The sequence below is a fragment of the Natronolimnohabitans sp. A-GB9 genome, assembly GCF_030848565.1.
Taxonomy (GTDB): Archaea; Halobacteriota; Halobacteria; order Halobacteriales; family Natrialbaceae; genus Natronolimnohabitans.
In genome coordinates this window covers 1-19799 of record NZ_JAVDDV010000028.1, presented here as the reverse complement: position 1 = coordinate 19799, position 19799 = coordinate 1, and the positions used below count along the sequence as shown (strand labels likewise).

Annotated in this window: 16 protein-coding genes and 3 pseudogenes; 14 read left to right on the top strand and 5 right to left on the bottom strand. The window is 60.9% G+C overall.

Going from position 1 to position 19799, the window contains the following annotated elements:
* Nucleotides 1-116 precede the first annotated feature (116 nt).
* The 4 genes and pseudogenes from RBH26_RS19365 to RBH26_RS19350 all read left to right on the top strand — a co-directional run.
* Nucleotides 117-2177, top strand: coding sequence for a hypothetical protein (locus tag RBH26_RS19365; RefSeq protein ID WP_306760017.1), 2061 nt, complete (start codon nt 117-119; stop codon nt 2175-2177).
* Between the two features lie 135 nt (nt 2178-2312).
* Entirely contained in the window at nt 2313-2750 is a 438-nt protein-coding gene (locus tag RBH26_RS19360) for a pyridoxamine 5'-phosphate oxidase family protein (RefSeq protein ID WP_306760016.1), read from the top strand.
* Nucleotides 2751-2838: 88 nt separating this feature from the next.
* Complete coding sequence (locus tag RBH26_RS19355; protein ID WP_306760015.1) at nt 2839-3972, top strand: DUF1616 domain-containing protein; 1134 nt, start codon at nt 2839-2841, stop codon at nt 3970-3972.
* A 586-nt stretch (nt 3973-4558) separates the two neighbouring features.
* Nucleotides 4559-4783: pseudogene (locus RBH26_RS19350) on the top strand (IS66 family transposase); the annotation flags it as partial.
* A gap of 5 nt (nt 4784-4788) precedes the next feature.
* Here the strand turns inward: RBH26_RS19350 and RBH26_RS19345 are convergent.
* A complete protein-coding gene (locus tag RBH26_RS19345) occupies nt 4789-5253 on the bottom strand; it encodes an IS630 family transposase (RefSeq protein ID WP_306760014.1) in 465 nt (154 codons plus the stop codon).
* Between the two features lie 34 nt (nt 5254-5287).
* Entirely contained in the window at nt 5288-5851 is a 564-nt protein-coding gene (locus tag RBH26_RS19340; RefSeq protein WP_306760013.1) for an IS630 family transposase, read from the bottom strand.
* A 48-nt stretch (nt 5852-5899) separates the two neighbouring features.
* Here RBH26_RS19340 and RBH26_RS19335 point away from each other — a divergent pair.
* Nucleotides 5900-7132 (top strand): annotated as a pseudogene (locus tag RBH26_RS19335) (IS66 family transposase); the annotation flags it as partial.
* Nucleotides 7133-7302: 170 nt separating this feature from the next.
* Here RBH26_RS19335 and RBH26_RS19330 read toward each other — a convergent pair.
* Nucleotides 7303-7899, bottom strand: coding sequence for a type IV pilin N-terminal domain-containing protein (locus tag RBH26_RS19330; RefSeq protein ID WP_306760012.1), 597 nt, complete (start codon nt 7897-7899; stop codon nt 7303-7305).
* Between the two features lie 326 nt (nt 7900-8225).
* On the opposite strand from RBH26_RS19330, the gene RBH26_RS19325 reads away from it, so the two are divergent.
* The 6 genes from RBH26_RS19325 to RBH26_RS19300 all read left to right on the top strand — a co-directional run bounded on the left by RBH26_RS19325 (nt 8226) and on the right by RBH26_RS19300 (nt 14770).
* Nucleotides 8226-9011 carry a hypothetical protein gene (locus RBH26_RS19325; protein WP_306760011.1) on the top strand — a complete coding sequence of 262 codons (786 nt, stop codon included), beginning with the start codon at nt 8226-8228 and terminating at the stop codon, nt 9009-9011.
* Nucleotides 9012-9103: 92 nt separating this feature from the next.
* Complete coding sequence (locus RBH26_RS19320; RefSeq protein WP_306760010.1) at nt 9104-10285, top strand: sugar phosphate nucleotidyltransferase; 1182 nt, start codon at nt 9104-9106, stop codon at nt 10283-10285.
* Nucleotides 10285-12078 carry a glutamine--fructose-6-phosphate transaminase (isomerizing) gene (gene glmS, locus RBH26_RS19315; RefSeq protein WP_306760009.1) on the top strand — a complete coding sequence of 598 codons (1794 nt, stop codon included), beginning with the start codon at nt 10285-10287 and terminating at the stop codon, nt 12076-12078. The genes RBH26_RS19320 and glmS overlap by 1 nt, the downstream gene beginning before the upstream one ends.
* Nucleotides 12079-12221: 143 nt before the next feature.
* Entirely contained in the window at nt 12222-12356 is a 135-nt protein-coding gene (locus tag RBH26_RS19310; RefSeq protein WP_306760008.1) for a hypothetical protein, read from the top strand.
* Between the two features lie 420 nt (nt 12357-12776).
* Nucleotides 12777-13520, top strand: coding sequence for a UTP--glucose-1-phosphate uridylyltransferase AglF (gene aglF / locus RBH26_RS19305; RefSeq protein WP_306760007.1), 744 nt, complete (start codon nt 12777-12779; stop codon nt 13518-13520).
* A 179-nt stretch (nt 13521-13699) separates the two neighbouring features.
* On the top strand, nt 13700-14770 hold the full coding sequence (locus RBH26_RS19300) for an SDR family oxidoreductase (RefSeq protein WP_306760006.1): 1071 nt from the start codon (nt 13700-13702) through the stop codon (nt 14768-14770).
* Nucleotides 14771-14892: 122 nt separating this feature from the next.
* Here the strand turns inward: RBH26_RS19300 and RBH26_RS19295 are convergent, their stop codons facing one another.
* Nucleotides 14893-15060, bottom strand: a complete 168-nt coding sequence (locus tag RBH26_RS19295; protein ID WP_306760005.1) for an HVO_A0556 family zinc finger protein — start codon at nt 15058-15060, stop codon at nt 14893-14895.
* Between the two features lie 395 nt (nt 15061-15455).
* Between RBH26_RS19295 and RBH26_RS19290 the strand changes: the two genes are divergently transcribed.
* Entirely contained in the window at nt 15456-16775 is a 1320-nt protein-coding gene (locus tag RBH26_RS19290; RefSeq protein ID WP_306760004.1) for a nucleotide sugar dehydrogenase, read from the top strand.
* On the top strand, nt 16775-17860 hold the full coding sequence (locus RBH26_RS19285; RefSeq protein ID WP_306760003.1) for a glycosyltransferase family 2 protein: 1086 nt from the start codon (nt 16775-16777) through the stop codon (nt 17858-17860). Before RBH26_RS19290 ends, RBH26_RS19285 begins: the two co-directional genes overlap by 1 nt.
* Before the next feature lie 74 nt (nt 17861-17934).
* Here RBH26_RS19285 and RBH26_RS19280 read toward each other — a convergent pair whose 3' ends face one another.
* Complete coding sequence (locus RBH26_RS19280) at nt 17935-19017, bottom strand: glycosyltransferase family 4 protein (RefSeq protein WP_306760002.1); 1083 nt, start codon at nt 19015-19017, stop codon at nt 17935-17937.
* A gap of 221 nt (nt 19018-19238) precedes the next feature.
* On the opposite strand from RBH26_RS19280, the pseudogene RBH26_RS19275 reads away from it, so the two are divergent.
* A pseudogene (locus RBH26_RS19275) lies at nt 19239-19799 on the top strand (IS5/IS1182 family transposase); the annotation flags it as partial.

The following is a 19799-nucleotide window of genomic DNA, read 5'->3' as shown; positions in this document are numbered from 1 at the left end:
ACCGTGTTGAAGGTACTGATTCGCACGTCCCGTCACGCCGCCGAAACGATGGCGGGGCCTCCCGACTCCGGTGTCAAAAGAACAGCTTTTCATGGTCGACCGCAAAGTCACTGATCGTGACTTCCGTCGCCGGTCGGACGATCCTCCTCGTAACGCTACTGCTCTGTCTCCCAGTGGCATCGGCGTCGGTCGGCGGCGTCGCCGCGGGAAGCCCCGCCGACACCGGAGCGGCGGCTGGGTCCCTGGCGGCACAGGGCGACGACGCCGAGACCAACGAGACGGTCCGCCACCGTGATCCCGACGCGTACGACGACGACGGCGACGGCGACGAGACCGAACGCTGGCTCTCCGGGTGGCTCTCGGATCGCCTCGAGGAGAGTTCCTACGAACTCAGCGACGGCGAGTACGACCTCGCCCGTGACCACGTCGACGAGGAGTACCGCGAGCGCTTCGATCAGTACGTCGAGGTCGCCGACGACGTCGACGACGATGACGACGAGTCGGAGTCGAACGCCTACGAGGAGGCCCAGCGCGAACAGGAGCGGCTGATCGACGCGGTCGAGGAGTACAACGAACTCAAAGCGGAGTACGAGGCCGCACGCGAGGCCGGCGACGACGAACGGGCCCTCGAGCTCGCCCGGGAACTCGAGGCGCTGGCCGAGGAGATCGGCGACGCGAGCCAGCACGTCCAGGAGCACTTCGAGACGATCAGCGAGGACCCCGAGATCGATCTCTCGGCGGCCAACAGCTCCATCGAAGAGACAAACGAGAGCATCCAGTCCGAACAGTCGACCATCCGCGAGGCGGAGTTCGTCGGGACCGAGCTGACGGTGACGACGGCCGACGGGTCGATCTCGGCCGCCGACCCGCTGGTCGGCAGCGGCTCGCTCCAGACTGCCGACGGCGAGGCGATCGCCAACGAGGAGATCCGCCTCGAGGTCGGCCAACAGGAGCTACACGTCGAGACGGACGAGAACGGTGCCTTCGAGTTCGAGTATCGCCCCGTCTTCGTCCCGGCCGACGCCGAGTCGGTGACCGTCAGCTATCTGCCGGCGTCGGACTCGGTCTATTTCGGTAGCGAGACCTCGGTGCCGGTCTCGATCGAGCCGGTCGAGCCGGCGCTGTCGGTGTCGGCAGTCGAGCCGGAGTCGGCGGCCTACAACGAGTCGATCACTCTCGAGTCGACGCTGTCGGTCGACGGGACGACGATCGACACGGACGTCCCGCTGGTCGCCACGATCGACGGGACGCCGCTTTCGACGACCGGGGCGACCGCGACAGTTCCAGCGGACGTCCCGGCCGGCGACCACGAGCTAGACGTCGCACTCGCGTTCGACGACCGCGCACTCGAGTCGACCGAGACGACGACGTCGCTGACCGTCACCGAAACCGACCCCGACCTCACGTTCGACGCGGCCCGGACCGGCGACGACGAGGTCGCCGTCAACGGCTCGCTGACGGTCGATGGCGACGGCATCGAGGACCAACCGATCCGAATTCAGGCCGACGGAACCGAACTCGAGACGCTGACGACCGGAACGGCTGGTGTGTTCGATGGGACGGCCTCGCTGCCGGAGGAGGTGGCCGCCGACGACCTCCAGTTCGTCGCCGTCTACGACGACGAGGGAACGAACCTCGCGCGGACGGAGGCGGCGGTGACGGTCGCCGCCCCCGGCGGTACCGGCGGCCTCCCAGCGTGGCTCTGGCCCGCCCTCGGCGTCGTCGCCGTCGGCGGCCTCGCGGCGGTCGGGTACTGGTATCGCTCCCGCGGTGAGCGCGCCACCGACGACGGTTCGTCGGTGGTCCGTCGCGACGACCCGGTGGCGACGACCGACGACCGCAGTCCCGACGTCGCCCGTTCGCGTCTGTCGCAGGCGGCCGACCAGCTCTCGCAGGGGGCGTCCGACGCCGCCATCCAGTCGAGTTACGCCGCTGTACGTGGGACACTCGAGGACCACGTCGAAAACGCCGAGACGCTCACCCACTGGGAGTTCTATCACCGGTATCGGGACACAGCCGGCGCGGACGTCGACTCGCTTCGGGCCGTGACCGAACAGTACGAGCGTGTCACGTTCGGTCCCGAGGGGGCCACGAGCGGGGACGCCGAGGCGACTCTCGAGCAGGCTCGCACGCTGTGTGGCCTCGAGTCCGAGGTCGACGCGCCCACAGCCGAGTAGCGACGGCTTTCCTCGCTCGAGTGTATGGAAAAACCAACTATTCGAGAGGTTGGTTCAGCTCCACTGGATCTTGTTTAATTCCGAACTGTATTTATCAATCGGAAATCACTAATGGGGGGAGGGTCTAGTCGGGGCATGGGCGATATCGGAGCGAGTATCTCGACGCGGATGGCCGAGAAGTTCTTTGCCACCCGTGGCCACGGCGTGTTGTCGCTTGCAAACGACGACGACGCGTACGGCGTTCCCGTCTCGTATGGCTACGATCCGGCGACCGAACGTTGTATCATTCACCTCGTCGTCGAACCGTCGAGCAAGAAAGTACAGTTCCTCGAGACAGCCGATACCGTGACGCTGACGGCCTACGAGTACGACGCCGACGCGGCGTGGCAAAGCGTCATCGCGACCGGATCGCTGGTCGAACTCTCGAGCGACGACGTGGCCGAGCAGGCGGCTGCGATCTTCTTTACCCGGGCGGCCTACACCGACGTGACCGCCCGCCGGGAGAGCGATCCCGCCGACGTCCACTGGTACGAACTCGAGATCGAGACGCTCACCGGTCGCGGGACGGAGTAGTCATCCCGTCTCACAGCCTCGAGGGGTGTCCGCCGCCGGATCGAGTTACCGGTTCGTTTTTATTATCGTCGTGGCTACGTACTGCCGAATGGTCGACTCGCGAACATTGGTGGCGATGTTGCCGCGGCCAGTGCGGACGATGCCGGCGGATCTCGCCGCCGTTTTCGTGTTCGTCGCCCTGACGAACGTCGCCGTCCTCGCACCCGTCGTTCGCGAGACGCCGCTTCGCATCCCGCTTGGACTGGCCTTCGTCCTCTTCGTTCCCGGCTACGCCTTCATCGCGGCGCTGTTTCCCGAAGCCGGCACGTCGCCGGCGGCGGCCACCGACGCGTCGACGGCCGACGCCGAGGCCACGGCCGAGGCTACCGATGGGGGGACGGAGACGGGCGGGACCCTCACCGGGGCGCTTGCGGGCGATCGGTCCGGCATCGACGGGATCGAACGCGTCGCGCTTTCCTTCGGGCTGAGTATCGCGATCACGCCGCTGCTCGGGCTGGTGCTTAACTTCACCCCGTGGGGGATCCGCCTCGTGCCGATCATGGTCGCCGTCAGCGCCTTTACCGTCGTGGCGGCTGCCGTCGCCGTCGTCCGCCGCCGGGCGCTGCCCGCCGAGGAGCGCTTTCGGGTCCCCTACCGGTCGTGGTACGCCGCCGGGCAGTCGGAGCTGCTCGAGCCCGATACCCGGGCCGACGCCGTCTTGAACGTCGTGTTGGTGTTGTCGATCGTCCTCGCGGTCGGCAGCGTCGGCTACGCGGTCATGGTCCCTCCCGACGGCGAGCAGTTCTCGGCCGTCTACGTGCTGACCGAGGACGACGACGGCGACCTCGTCGCCGACGACTACCCCACCGAGTTCACGGTCGGTGAGAGCCAGCCGGTCGTGGTGGGCGTGGACAACCACGAACACGAGTCCGTCGACTACACCGTCGTCGCCCTCGAGCAAGCGGTCTCAGTCGAGGGCGGCAATCAAAGCGCCATCGAGGAGAACGCGACCGCGAACGTCTCCGACGTCACCGTCGAGGAGCAACGCGAACTCGAGCGCTTCGAGACACAGCTGGCCCACAACGAGACGTGGCACCACACCCACGACCTCGAGCCGACGCTGACCGGCGAGGACGTCCGGCTGGTGTGGCTGCTGTTCCCCGACGGTGAGGTTCCCGACGAGCCGTCGATGGACGACACCGAGTACAGCGTCCACCTCTGGGTCGACGTCGAAGAGCCGTGAGTGGTTTCGGCCGATCGGAAGTTCCGCATTCTTCTTTACGGTTCCGTGGGTTGGTGCGAACGCACTCGAGTGTAGGTCCTCGAGTGCGGGGAATACGGTCGCCACGTCCAGGCGACCGGGCCGGCGGTCCATCCGGCCTCTCACCACATCCGCACCTGTGTCACACCTCACTGTGTTGCCTTTCTATATCAGCGGTGTGCCGTCGACCGAGACCCACTCGTTCTACAGTGACAGTACCGTCTCGAGTCCGGTCAACCCGGTCGGTACGTCGATGCGCCACTGTTGTGGAGCCAGTCGATGGAGCCCATAGAGCATGGCGAATGTCAGTGCTTTCAGCGAGACGAGCGCTAATAGCTGCGGCCGTCGATCACCGCCGCATCGACCGGATTGGGTTTCGACCGCGCCAGCGGTCTCGATAAAATAGATGTATGTGTTTAGCCCGAGCTGATTTCGGTACTGTCTCGTAGGAAGCGTTCAACGGACGCGATATGAGCAGGCAGCAGACATCGGATACGACTCTCAGGGATGGGCTCCGCAGCGGAGCCCATCCCGTTGCTTCTGCTGTCATAACTGGTTGGTGGAGTCTGTGAACGCAGACGACTTCACCAAAGAAGAGCTCCTTTCTCGGTTGCTTCAGCTTGAGCAGCGAATCGGAGAACTTGAGCAAGAAAACAAGCGGAAGGACAAGAAAATCGATCAGTTGCAAGAGCAACTTGACCAGAAGGACGAGCGGATAGAAGAACTTGAAACACGTCTTCGTAAATACGAAAATCCGCATACACCGCCCAGTAAGCGACGGTCGGGGACTGAGAGTGATCAGCGCAACCTCTGAACATCTGGAAGGAACGTTTCAATCCAATCACTAGCGAAACTCAGTCGATGGCTCAAGCGGAGAAATGTCTCGGTGAGGAACGCTTTGAAGTGGTCTCGATCCGCGAAGATCTCTGGCGAGATCTCGCGTTTCAGATCCTTCCACAGCGGTTCGATGGCGTTCAACGTCGGTGAATACGGCGGGATGAAGACGAACTCGATGTCGAGTTCGTCGGCCCGTTGTTGGGTGAGATTCGCGTGATGAGACCCGTAGTTATCGGCTACGAGCAGAATCCGCCCAACCGGGTTCTGCTCGCGAATCTCTTCGAGTGCCTCAACGATCGTCTCTTTGACCAACCGTTCTTTGAACGTGATCACGCTCTGTCCAGTGAGTGCGTAGAACCCAATCGACCGTCTAGGAAACGTTACCAGCGGTTTCTCGATTGTCACTGTCCGATCAAACGACCACATTCGCTGAGAATTGTCGAACGGTTGGGGCCACGCTTCATCGAAAGAATCCGAACACGACCGGATCGTCTTCTTTGTCTGGCTTCTTGGGATCCTCGCCGAGCGCCTGATCAAGGCGCTCGACGAGAATCTCTTCAGCATCGTCGGGCCGTCGTGGATCCATCGGCCGCGGTTTGGCGTATTTCATGCCGGCATCTCGAAGCTTTCGGCTAAGATGGGACGGGTGGTACGTGACGTTGTATCGGTCTTCGATAAGTGCGTGAATCTGCTTAGGAGTCCATGGCTGGCCTTCTTCAAGAATCTCACAGACTTCGTCCCACTGTTGGGTGGTGAGCTTCGGCGGCCGGGCGCCGCCGAAGCGTGGGCGGAGACCCTCTACGCCATCATCATTCCACGCCAGTGCCCACCGACGCGTCGTGGATCGGGAGATCCCGACGCGTCGACCTGCTTGCTCGCGGGTATCTCCCAAATAGAGGTTCTTGATGTAACACAGTCGCCGGACGAGACGGGTCTCGTCCGCCTCCTGAGCCGATTCAATTGCTTGATCAAGTTCTTCCTCAGACAGATGTCGCACCAACAAACCACGCTGACTCTTGTTCATCGAGAAAGATACGCTTCCAAAGGGGTCAACGCTTTCGCAGACCACTCCGAGTCCCCGACCTCGCAGGACGACGAAGACGAGAATGTTCGAACCGACGGCGGCACTCTTGGACGGAAGAACGGTCATGATCCAGAGTGGCGTGTAACAGCTGATCCCGACGAAGAAATCGAAGTCACCCGTGACTGCTGTCCCGAGTGTGGCGAACACTTCGACGAGTCGGTGGGCGCCAGCCCCCGGCTCGTCGAGGAGATCCCTGATCCGCAGCCCCCAGAAGTCACCCAGTACAACCGCCACTGCTACCAGTGCGACTCTTGTGGAACAGAAACCGTTGCTACACACCCCGACTGCCCCGATGAGGGGCAGTTCGGGGTGAACGTCATCTCTCAAGCAGCACTTTCCCGGTACGATCACCGCCTCCCCTACCGGAAAATCGCTGATCGCTTCGAGCAACTGCACGGGTTGGAACTCTCTGGCGCGTCCGCGTGGCACGCGACCGAGCGCGCTGCGCGCGCCGGTCGCTGCGAATACGAACAGATTCGAAGACAGATTCAGCAAGCAGAGATCGTTCACGTTGACGAAACTGGTATCAAACGCGAGGGTGAGCAAGCGTGGATCTGGACATTTCGGACGAGCGAGCACACGCTATACGCCGCCAGAGAGAGTCGTGGAAGTGATGTTCCCGCGGAAGTCCTCGGCGAGGACTTCGCGGGAACGGTCATCTGCGATGGGTGGACGGCGTATCCAGCGTTCAGCAGTAACCTTCAGCGGTGCTGGGCACATCTTCTCCGAGAAGCTGAAGACGTTGCTAGTGACCACGAGGAGGCAGAGCCCGTTTATCGGTATCTCAAGCAGATGTTCGTCGGTCTCCAGTCGTGGCTGGAGACCGACCCGAGTCTTCGTGAGAGAGCACAAATGCACCGCTCATGCCAAAACGGGCTTAGATCACTCGTTGAGCGGTCAGTAACCGACGAGACAGTGGCAACACTACTCGGGAAGATCGAAGGAGGGATCGACCACTGGCTCACCTTCGTCGGTGAGCCAGCGGTCTCCCCGACGAACAACGCAGCTGAGAACGCACTTCGTGAACCAGTCGTTCTCCGGAAAATCATTGGGACACTCCGTAACGATCGAGGTATGTTCGTTCATGAGACGATCTTGTCCCTGCTGGCGACATGGCGCCAGCAGGGACGCAATCCCTACGAAGAACTTCGCCGAGTCGTCAACAACAACGAGATGATCTCACGGGCTCACGCTGTGCCGGCTGTCGAGACTTCGGGGTAAACTCATACAAATAGATTATGGTGACAAGATCGTCAACACAGAACGTGACGATCGCGGGTGCCTATAGGACGGACTCGAGCGTGATGGTCGGGTGGTCGGACGGAACGCTCGAGTCGACGCAGCTCACTACGCGACGAAAAATAGGAGAACGGTTGTATAGCTACCGCCGCCTATCCCTCTGTCTCGTCCTCAAGGTTCGTGTCAGGAACGGATACCGTGTGGTCAGCAACGGTCGTGTCCGTTGGCGTGTGGATCAGCTGCACCGTGACGTCCTCACTATCTAGCTCGCCGTTCAGTTTCTCGCTCTCGGTCTCAAGAATATCACTTTCTTCGCCAGCAATTACGGTAATCGTCGTTCCACCGTCGAAGTCACCATCCATTTCAACGCCAATCTCGTTCTCAGAGTAGTCGCCACTGTCGTCAATGTCGCCCCCGTCAAAGTCCGCCAGCAATTGGCCGTTTTCATCGCGGACGTTAATTAGAGCCTCGTTCCGGTCAATCGCGTCGCCGCTTTGATGGCTCAGGAAGGCAAGTTGTTCTTCAGCATCATCATCCGTACCCCAATCAGAATTAGTGCTGATATCAGTACCGGCGGTTGGTGCCGAATCTCCCATCTCGTCACCCATATCCAGCACGAAGGCAGCGATGACAGCCGCGAGAATGACGGTTATGGCTACCATCAAGATGACACCTATGACAGGTGACACTGCTCGTTCGTCTTCACTTCCAATCAGCTTGTCTCTGTATTTCGTTAGGTCTGCGTCCATTGTCGATCACGCACCCACCAGCGGCGGGAAGGCTTATGGTCGGGGGCCGAAAACCACCGACCTGCATTCAGGGGACTGGGGGTTCGTCCCAATCCCACGCCAGCCTTCTTCGCGCCGCGTTCGGATGCTATCGGGATCGAGTCTGGTTATCTCGTATAAACATATGGGGTAATGATAGTCTGGTAGGAATACAACGGTTTCAATCGTGATAATTAGCCAGCCGCAGAACCGATCCAGCGAGGCCTTGAACGGTTATTTGCCGCGACTATCAGATCTGAAACCGACATTCGACAACTCTCATATATGTTCCGTCTCAACAACCGAACATGACCGACTCGCTCGTCACTGAACGCGCTCTCGCGCGCACCTACGATTCCGGGTACCACGCCGACGCCTGGGCGATCGTCGAGCAGTATCGCCGCGCCGTCAGCTATGCGAGTCGACACGACGTCGGCTCGAGTGCGGCTGCCTCGGCGCTGGACCTGCCCCGCAGTCGCCTCCGGCCGTGGATCGACGGCGACAGCGTCCCCGACCCTGTCCGGGCGATCGACACCGCCCGCGAGTATGGCTGGCTCGAGTGTGGCTTCGACGATCCCGCGTTCGCCGGCCTGAACGCCCTCGTCGCGAACGTCTTTTCGGGTGGCTCGATCGCCGAGCGCAACTACGCACCGACCTTCGCGCTCAATCATCGCGGCGACGACAGTCACGTCGTCGACGCCTGCGAGCTGGCCGCCGTCGACTATCGCGTTCTCGAGCGCGAGGGCCGGGCCGACGAACTGCGGCCGACCGCCGACGGAACCGTCCTCGGACGGGTGCTCGCCGTCTTGGGAGCCCCCGTCGGGCCGAAGGCCGACCAACAGCTCTCGCTGCCGTCGTATCTCGAGGACGCACCCGCCGAGACCCGCGAGACGTTCGCGTACGCGTATCTAGAAAATCGAGCGATCGAACACGACGGGAAGGCCACGCTGACGATTCGGGAACGACGGAATCGGGCGTATCTCGAGGCGCTGGCGGAGCTGTTGAATTCGGTCGCCGGTGGCGGCGTCGAGTTCGGTGAGACGACGATTACGATATCGGCTGCGGCGACCCGGGAGTTGGGCGTCGTCCGGTAGTCGATCGCCCTTCTTTCGATATCCATACCAGTCGCGTCTCGAGATTTTTCAAACCAATACTCATAAGAGGGAACCAGTTCAGGTGTTGTCACATGGAATCTGTTACTGCAGTCGTCCTCGCGGGCGGCGAGGGAGCACGGCTCCGGCCGCTGACGCACAACCGGCCGAAGCCGTTGTTGCCGGCCGCGACGACACCGATTCTGGAGCACGTCTTCGATCGTCTTCTCGAGGCCGGCGTGACGGAGTTAGTCGTCGTCGTCGGCTACGAGCGCAACCGCGTCCAGGCCCACTTCGGGCCGACCTACGAGAACGTCCCGATCACCTACGTCACCCAGGACCGCCAGCTCGGCAGCGGCCACGCGCTGTTGGCCGCCGAGGAGGCAGTCGAGGGGACGACGCTCGTCGTCAACGGCGACCAGATCGTCTCGAGTACGGTCATCGGCGACGTGCTCGCGGCCCACGACGAGTCGGCCGCCGCGACGCTTGGCGTGCTCGCCCGGAGCGACGTCGGCTCCTACGGCGGGGTCATCCTCGAGGACGACACCGTCACCGAGATCGTCGAGAACCCACAGGACGACCGCTGTTATCGGCTCAACGCGGGCGTCTACGCCTTCGAGCCGGCGATCTTCGACGCGATCCGTCGCGCCAAGCCACGCGCCGGCGAGCAGTCGCTGACCGACGGGATCACGGCCCTCCTCGAGTCCGACGCGGACGTCCACGGCGTCGTCTCCGAAGGGCTGTGGGTCGACGCGACCTACCCGTGGGACTTACTCGACGTCTCCGTCGAACTGTTCGATGCGGGCATCGTCGACCCCGACCGCGACGGCGTCGCCGACACCGCGACGGTCCACGAGTCGGCCGTCGTCCGCGAACCGGTCGCGATCGCCCCCGACTGCGAGATCGGCGCGGGCGCCGTCGTCGGCCCCTACGCCTGTCTGGGCGAGAACGTCACCGTCGGCTCGAACGCCGTCGTCGAACGCAGCGTCGTCGACGCCGATACCCGGATCGGGGCGTCGGCGACCGTCGTCGACTGCGTGACCGGCGTCGGCGTCACGGTCGGCAACGGGACGACGATCCCCGGCGGCCCCGGCGACGTCCGCGTCGGTGACCGCGTCTTCGAAGACGAGTCGCTGGGTGCCGTCCTCGGCGACCGCGTCGAGGACCAGGGCGGCTGTACGTACGTGCCAGGGGCCGTTGTCGGCTCGAGTGCAACCGTCTCGACCGGGGCGACCGTCCGTGGCACCCTCGCCGCCGGAACGGAGGTGCGTCCCTGATGTGTGGGATCATCGGCTACACCGGCTCCGGTACCGGGGACGTCCTCGACGTCCTCATGACCGGGCTCTCGGGACTCGAGTACCGCGGCTACGACTCCGCGGGCGTCGCCGTCGCGAACTCCTCGCTCGAAGTCTACAAACGCGAAGGCGAGGTGTCGGCCCTCGAGAACGCGGTGCCCGACAGCGACCTCGACGGACTGGCCGGCATCGGCCACACCCGCTGGAGCACCCACGGGCCGCCGACCGACGCCAACGCCCACCCCCACACGGACGACGACGGCCGGGTGGCGGTCGTCCACAACGGCATCATCGAGAACTACCAGGCGCTGCGTCGCGAACTCGAGGCCGACGGCTATACGTTTACGAGCGACACCGACACCGAAGTCGTGCCACACCTGATCCGGTCGGCGCTGGATTCGGGGGCCGACCGCGAGACGGCGTTCCGGCAGGCGGTCCAGCGCCTCGAGGGCAGTTACGCCGTCGCGACCGTCTTCAACGGCAGCGAGACAGTGTACGCCGCCCGCAACGAGTCACCGCTGGTACTCGGCATCGGCGAGGACGGCCACTACCTCGCCAGCGACGTCCCCGCGTTCATCGAGTTCACCGATCGCGTCGTCTACCTCGAGGACGGCCAGTTCGCCCGCGTCAACCCCTCGGGGATCGTCGTCACCGACGACCAGGGGGCCATCGTCGAGACGGCCGTCGAGACCGTCGACTGGGATCCCGAAGACGCCGGCAAATCCGGCTACGACCACTACATGTTAAAGGAGATCCACGAACAGCCGACGGCGATCCGAAAATGTCTCCGCGAGCGCGTCACCGAACTCGAGGGGTCGATCGACGTCGCGGAGTTGGCCGATCTCGAGGTCGAGGGCCCCGTCCAGTTCGTCGCCTGTGGCACCTCCTATCACGCCGCGTTGTACGGCGCACGCCTGTTGCGCGAGCGGGGCGTCCCCGCACAGTCGTTTCTCGCAAGCGAGTACGACGTCGACGCCGTCCCGCTGCCTGAGGGGTCGCTGGTCGTCGGCGTCACCCAAAGCGGCGAGACCGCAGACACCATGAGCGCGTTGCGAGCAGCCAACCGCGCCGGCGCGACGACACTCGCCCTGACGAACGTCGTCGGCAGCTCGGCCGCCCGGGAGTGTGACCACGTCATGTACATCCGGGCCGGCCCCGAGATCGGCGTCGCCGCAACGAAGACCTTCGTCAGCCAGCAGGTCGCGCTGGCGATGCTCTCGAGTGTGGTCTCGGGACGCGGGTCACAGGAGTTTGCACAGCAACTGCGTGCCCTCCCCGACCAGATCCAGCAGGTGTTAGACGAGTCCACCGCCCGCGAAGTCGCCGCCGCCTACGAGGACGCCGACGCCTACTTCTTCATCGGCCGCGGGTACAACGCCCCCGTCGCCCTCGAGGGCGCCCTGAAGATGAAAGAGATCACGTACAACCACGCCGAAGGGTTTGCCGCCGGCGAACTGAAACACGGGCCCCTGGCACTGGTGACTGATTCTACGCCCGTCTTCGCACTCGTCACCGAGGGTGACGACGTCTCGAAAACCCTGGGCAACGTCAAAGAAGTCGAAGCCCGCGACGCCCCCATCGTCGCCGTCACCGACATCCCCGACCAGGTCTCGGCGTACGCCGATCACGTCCTCGAGGTTCCCTCGAGTGGGCCGCGGTTTACTCCTATTCTCGCGAACATTCAGTTGCAGCTGGTGGCCTACTGGATCGCCAATCGGCTGGATCGGTCGATCGACAAACCACGGAACCTGGCGAAAAGCGTCACCGTCAAATGAGCGACGTTTCTGTCGACTACGCTGTTTTGTAGCCGGATCTGCTGTTGTCGATAGCCAGTCATCGCGTATTGCGCTCTAAATGACAATCATACAATAGTATGGATGTCGAAACTTTCATCGGTTCTTGACCGAGTCGCCCTCATATGCAGGGCACGGCTGACGAGGAAACACGGTACTGTGACGCGTGTGGGACAGAGCAACCTGTCAAACGAACTGTTCCGTGGCAACCCGATCTCTGTCGCGTCTGTGGGGCCGACCTCGAGGCTTCTGAAGAGTGATTAGTGGCTCGAGGGAGTCAGGGCTGGTAGGAAGTTCTGTATCGTGATCTCGCGTTTTCTTTCTCTGGATTCGCTTGTGACGCTGCTCGAGTTTCGAGGTCGTACTGCTTTGGAGACGACTTCGAAAGCCCTCGGCGGGCTCACGGTCGCTGCGACGGATATCTTCCCTCCGGTCAGATAGGGCCGCCGCAGCGACGCTCTTCCAGCGCGAGCCCGCCTCGCCCTTTCAGTCCGCCAGGGGTCGACCGCCTGCCCTTCCCCGGGTCGTGTGGCTCTCGCAGTGCTCGAGCCACACTTCCGGCCGTGGCGTGTCCTCGAGACGTGCGATACGGTTTCTCTTATTGTGAGCGCGGCCGGTAGCTGTGTCCGTAGTACCACTAACCAGAAACTTCTTGTGCGACAACTCGTCATCTATTATCAATGAAAGCTGTCGTTCTCGCAGCTGGCGAAGGGACTCGGCTCCGGCCGTTGACCGAAGACAAACCGAAAGGAATGGTCGAGGTCGACGACCAGCCGATCTTGACTCACTGTTTCGACCAGCTCATCGATCTCGGTGCAGACGAGCTCGTCGTCGTTGTCGGCTATCTGAAAGAAGTGATCATCGACCACTACGGCGACGAGTACCGCGGCGTCCCGATCACCTACACCCACCAGCGCGAACAGAAAGGACTGGCTCACGCACTGTTGAGCGTCGAGGAGCACATCGACGACGACTTCATGCTGATTCTCGGTGACAACATCTTCAACGCTAATTTGGAGGACGTCGTTCGCCGTCAGCAGGAGGATCGAGCCGACGCCGCGTTCCTCGTCGAGGAAGTGCCGTGGGATGAAGCTTCCCGATACGGTGTCTGTGACACCAACAAGTACGGCGAGATTACCGACGTGATCGAAAAGCCCGACGATCCGCCGTCGAATCTCGTGATGACCGGGTTCTACACGTTTAGCCCGGCGATCTTCCACGCCTGTCATCTCGTCCAGCCCTCCGACCGCGGCGAGTACGAGATCAGTGACGCGATCGATCTGCTCATTCAGTCGGGGCGAACCATCGACGCGATCGCCCTCGACGGCTGGCGCATCGACGTCGGCTATCCCGAGGATCGTGACGAAGCCGAACGAAGGCTGCAAGGGGAAGCCGAAGCCGTCGCCGAAGCAGCGTCCGACTGATAGCGGCCTGTAATTCCCGTTCACTAGTGGCGTCGACCGCCGTTTCGGCACTCGAGTTTCGAGACATGCTGGCGGGACGTCGATAATTCAGTGGCGGTTCGAATCGTCTCAAGTTAGTTATAAAGACTTCTCTGGTGAACCAACAGATTTTTGATCACTCTAGGGAACTCATTACATCGATGGACATTCTCGTTACGGGAGGTGCCGGTTTCATCGGCGGCCACCTCGCAGAGTCTTTTGCGCGCGAAGGTCACGACGTCACGGTACTGGACAATCTCGATCCGTACTACGATACCGGAATCAAACAGCAGAACATCGAAATCGGTCGTCAGGCCGCAGCGGCAGATAACCGGACCGACAGTGCGACGTCGACGGCGGACGGAGACGACGAGACACTCGAGTACGACGAGTCCGACGTCCCCGAACCGAACGACGGGGGTTACGAGTTCGTCGAGGGCGACGTTCGGGATCCCGAGCTTGTCGAGCAGTTGGTAGACGACGTCGATGTCGTTTATCACCAGGCCGCCCAGGCGGGCGTTCGAACGAGCGTCGACGATCCGCGCAAACCCAACGACATCAACGTCGATGGGACGCTGAACGTGCTGGATGCAGCACGCGACACGGACATCGAACGCGTCGTCCTTGCGAGTTCGTCATCCGTGTACGGCAAACCCGAGTATCTCCCCTACGACGAGGAGCATCCGACGACGCCCGTCAGTCCTTACGGCGTCTCGAAACTCGCCGGCGAACAGTACGCTCGTGTCTACAACGAAGTGTACGGGCTCCCGACGGTCTCGCTGCGATACTTCACCGTCTACGGGCCGCGGATGCGACCCAACATGGCGATTTCGAACTTCGTCTCGCGATGTCTCAGCGGAAAGCCGCCCGTCGTCTACGGTGATGGCTCCCAGACGCGGGACTTCACGTACATCGACGACGTCGTCGCGATGAACCGAACCCTGATGACCGACGACAGCGCAGACGGCGAGATCCTGAACGTGGGCTCGACGGGGAACATCGACATCCTCACGCTCGCGGAAACGATCCGCGATGAGATCGACCCATCGCTCGAACTCGAGTTCGCCGAACAGCCGACGGGCGACGCCCAACACACCCACTCCGATGTCTCGAAGGCCAGCGAACTGGTCGGCTACGAGCCAACGACGACGATTCGTGAGGGCGTCTCTCAGTTCATCGACTGGTATAAGGCGAACCGAGAGTGGTACGAGCCGCTCGTCCTTCAGTCGTAATATCGGACCCGAGTCCGCACCGGTATCGTCTCTGCTCAGTACACAATACGGACTTCGATTCTCCTGAAATGCACCTGATTACCGAACAGTGACGGCGTGCGGTATCGCTATTTCACTCTTTCCTACCAGATCTGTGCACCTGGCGTCCCGCAGTTATCACAAACGACTGCCGTATTGCCCTTGTACATCTCCTCTGTCAGTTTTCCATCCTCACAAAACGCACAGTCACTGTTTCTCAAGGCTGTTATCACTGGATGGGTCGTGGTTGTCGACCCCTCTGATGGCTGCATCTTATCTCGAAGGTATCATGTAGATAGTATAATTTCTTTGATCGAGATACCGAACGACTGTCGGAGCGAACAGATACATTATAGAATTAACTATTGAGATAGTATCCACTGGATTTATATATCTCCCATCTATACTCTTTTCCGACTGAGATATACGCTCGATAACAGGACTGATCGTTTCGACGAACGATCGATTTGCCGGAATTATGGTAGTGATGGCCGATACGCAGCAGGAACGAAAGTTGTTACCAGCGACGTCATTCCCGATATCAATTCGGTTTCGGTCACGCTGCGTTCGTGTTCCCCTCACTGTCGATTTGCCTCCGTTTCACGGCGGTCGTTCGTCGGACGACACTGGAACGTGATCAGTCCAGGAGAGCGACGTCCAATCAGCTATGAGTGATCAAATATACAGTAGTACGGTATCAGACGTAGAATCGGTCCAAATCTGTGTCGTCGGCCTCGGGTACGTCGGCCTCCCACTCGCGTACGAACTCGACGCGGAAGGCCATCAGGTCTGGGGGTACGACGTCGATCCCGAGAAAGTCGACTCCCTCGAGACAGGAATCGATCCGACGGGTGACGTCGGTGATGCGAACATCGCCGACAGTGACGTCGAGTTCACGACGGACGCGGCCGCAATCGAGGAAGCCGAGTACGTGATCGTCGCGGTACCGACACCCGTCGACGACCTCGAGAAACCCGACCTGGGACTCGTCGAAAGCGCAGGACAGACGGTCGGCGAGCACATCGAACCGGGGACGACGGCGATTCTCGAGTCGACCGTCTATCCGGGTGCGACACGCGAGGTGTTCGTTCCCGCGATCGAAGAGACGTCCGGCCTCGAGGCAGGCGACGAGTTCGGCGTTGGCTATTCGCCCGAGCGAATGGTGCCGGGTGACGACGAACACGGCCTCCGGAACGTCGTCAAAATCGTCAGTGGACTCACTGACGAGACGCTAGCGGAGGTTGCCTCGCTGTACGAGTCGATCGTCGACGCCGGGGTTCACCGTGCGCCAACGATCGAGACTGCGGAAGCAGCGAAGTGCGTCGAAAATACGCAGCGGGATCTGAACATCGCGCTCGTCAACGAGTTGGCTGTCGCGTGTGATCACCTTGGACTGGATACGGAGGCCGTCCTCGAGGCTGCCGGAACGAAGTGGAACTTCCACGACTATCGACCCGGTCTGGTTGGCGGCCACTGTATTCCGGTGGATCCGTTTTATCTGATCTACGAGACCGAACAGCAGGGATTCAGTCCGGAACTGATCCAGAAGGCTCGAGAGGTAAACGAGTACGTTCCCGAACACGTCGCGAAACAGACGATCAAGGCGCTCAACGAAAGCGAGAAGGTACTCTCGAACAGCCGCGTGCTCGTCCTCGGTCTGACGTACAAACCGGACGTCGACGACATTCGAACCTCGGCGATCGATGGTGTGATCGAGACGCTCAAAGAGTACGATATCGACGTCGTCGGGTTCGATCCACACGCCGACGACGACCAGATGCGCGAGGAGTTCGGAATCGACGTCCAGGAGGAGTTAGACGTCACCGACTTCGACGGGCTCATCGTCGGGACGCCACACAGCCAGTTCCACGGGCTGAACTTCAGCGACCTGTACTACGAGATGGCCCGCGATCCCGTTCTGGTCGACGTCGATGGAACGTTTGAAGAGGATGCACTCGAGAACGAGTTCACATATCGGAAACTGTAATGTATCGTGAACATAGCGTTGGAGTCGTCATTCCTGCGTACAACGAGGAAGGGTTCGTCGGCGACGTGATCCGCGAGATGCCCGATTACGTCGATCGGATGTACCTGATCGACGACTGTTCGACAGACGGCACGTGGGAGGAAATCCACGACGCTGCTCGCGAGGATGCCGACGGCACCGAACTCGAGTACACAGGTGAACTCGACGACAGTGGTGCGAAGACAGCGCCAGAGGCAATGGCCGACGGTGGTCAGACGATGCTCGAGCAGCGAGCGATCGTCGAGGACTCTATTGGCCGTGTCGTCCCGATCCAGCACCGCGAGAACCTCGGTGCCGGCGGCGCGATCAAGACGGGGTATCTGGCCGCCCTTGAGGACAAAGTCGACATCGTGCCGACCGTCGACGGCGACGGCCAGATGGACCTCTCGCAGCTGCCGCGACTGATGGACCCGATCGTCGAGGACAAGGCCGACTACGCGAAGGGCAACCGGCTACTGTACAAGGAGTTCCGCTCGGAGATGCCGGCATTCCGCTTCTTTGGCAACTCGATCCTGACCTTCCTGACGAAGATTGCCTCCGGCTACTGGAAGACGATGGACCCGCAGAACGGGTATACCGCGATTTCCCGGTACGCACTCGAGAACGTCGGGATCGAGAACATGTACGAGTACTACGGCTACTGTAACGACATCCTCGTGAAACTCAACGCCAAGGGGATGCGCGTGGCCGACGTCGCGATGCCGGCCGTCTACGGCGACGAAGAGTCATCGATCGACTACACGACGTACATCCGGAAGGTGTCGGGGATGTTGCTGCGGAACTTCTTCTGGCGCCTGAAGGTGAAGTACCTCGCGCTGGACTTCCATCCGCTGGCGTTGTTCTACCTGTTCGGAGCTGGTACCGCTGGGATAGGTATTCTCGGTGGGCTGTGGGCGATTTACACGGCGGTCGCCTTCGATCAGGCGCTCTTCGTGCGTGGCTCGGCGAGTATGATCCTGTTCACGATGGGCAGCATGTTCGTGATGTTCGCCATGCTCTTCGATATGCAGGTCAACAAGGACAGCGAGATCCAGGTCTACGATTGAACTGCTGCTCGTTTTTCGGACAGAACAGTTTTAGGACCGTTCTCACAGGCGAATCAGCGACAGTGAGAGCACGATTACGACGGTTGCTCTAGTATATCGGTGTAGACTGCAGTCGTTTGTTCGACCGTATCTCGCCACGAGTAATCGTCTAATATTCGCTCTCGTCCTTCCATACCCATCTCTATTCTTCGCTCGGGATCCATCTCGAGGAGTTCGTCGAGCGCGTCGGCGAGTTCAGGCGGTGATTCCGGCGGGATCAGTCGTCCCACACCGTCGACGAGCGGCCGAAGCTGCTCGAGATCCGTTGCGATAACCGGCGTTTCACAGGCGAGAGCCTCCAACACCGTTCGCGGCAATCCCTCGGCGAGACTCGGCAGTGCGAAGACGTCTGCATCGCCTACAATCGCCGGTAACTCGTCGTTCGGCACCTCGCCCATGAACTCGACGCGTTCGGCAACGCCCTTCTTGCGAGCGAGTTGCTCGAGTTCGTCGCGCCGTGGTCCGTCACCCACGATCACGAGTCGTTGATCCGGATGCGAACCAGCAATACGGGAGAACGCATCAATCAGATAGTGAGCGCCTTTCCCGGGCTGTAATCGGCCGACGAAAACGATATACGGTGACGAAACGCCGCCATCAGTCGCCTGCGGTGCAAACTGCTCGCAGTCGATCCCGTTGTGGATCACTTCTATGTCGGTCCGAATTCCTCGATCGAGGAGTTCGTTGCGATCGCGTTCGTGATAGCACAGAATTCGGTCCGCGGCTTCGAACGCGACTCGCCCGACTGTCGGGAGATACGTGAGCTGGAGCCACTTGGGGACGCTCTGTGAAATGAGGCCGTGGTTCGTCAGGACGATCGGCTTGCGCCGCAGCGTCGAGGCTATCGCAGCCACGAGACTCGAGAAATAGAGGTGGGAGTGAATGTGGACGACGTCGTAATCCTTCGCCTCTTGAACGAGATCCGGAACGATACCGGGTGTAATCGAGTTGTTCATCGGCCGTGCAATCTGCCGATAGCGCTTCACTTCGTATCCGTCACGCGTCTCTCGTCGAGGAAGCGATGAGTCGCCGTTATCTGACGTATAGACGGTAATATTGTGGCCATCTTCGGCCTGTAATCTCGACAGATGATGAGCGTGCAAGCCGATCCCACCCATCTTTTCCGGATAAAGACTCGATACAACGCGCATTACATCCATAATTGGTGATACGTATATTGGACCGCCAACGTATAGCTGACGAAGTCTATCAGAAGCTAATAAAAATATAGAATCGAGTAAAGATAGCTATTACTAAATATATTTATATTAATTTAATTATTAGAGAGGATGTCATAGAACGAGTAGCACACCAAAGAGCAGGGTGAACGCTGAGGTGGATGAGTTCAGCGACCCTGCAAGATGATCCTTCGGTAGAGTCGTTCTTCAATGTCGCGGAAACCGAGACGCTAGCTTTGTTTGAGCATCTCTCCTTCGAGTTTCTCGAAGAGTTCGACGTGTTCGCCCCGGCGGAGACGGGGCGAACACGAGATCACGAACCACCAGAGCTGATGCGTGGCTTCCTCCATTGCTACTACCACGACATCTACGGCATTCGTCCCGTTGAGCGAGAGCTTCGAAACACGGTCGTTTGGCTCAGCTGTGGGTTCGATCGACCGCCGTCGAGAGACGCGGTCGATCGCTTTCTCACCGACCTCGAACACGTCGTTGACGAAGTCTTTGACCGACTCGTCGAGCAGGCCGCCCGGCGCGGCCTGCTCGACTTGACCTACTGTATCGATTCGACCGACGTGAGGGCGATGCCCGCCGATCAAGACGCGTCGAAGTGCTACGATCCAACTGACGACGAGTACTACTACGGCTACGGTTGCACGATCGTCTCGACCGGGCAAAAGATCCCGATTGCAGCCGAGTTCACCGAGAGTAAGCAAGCACCAGAG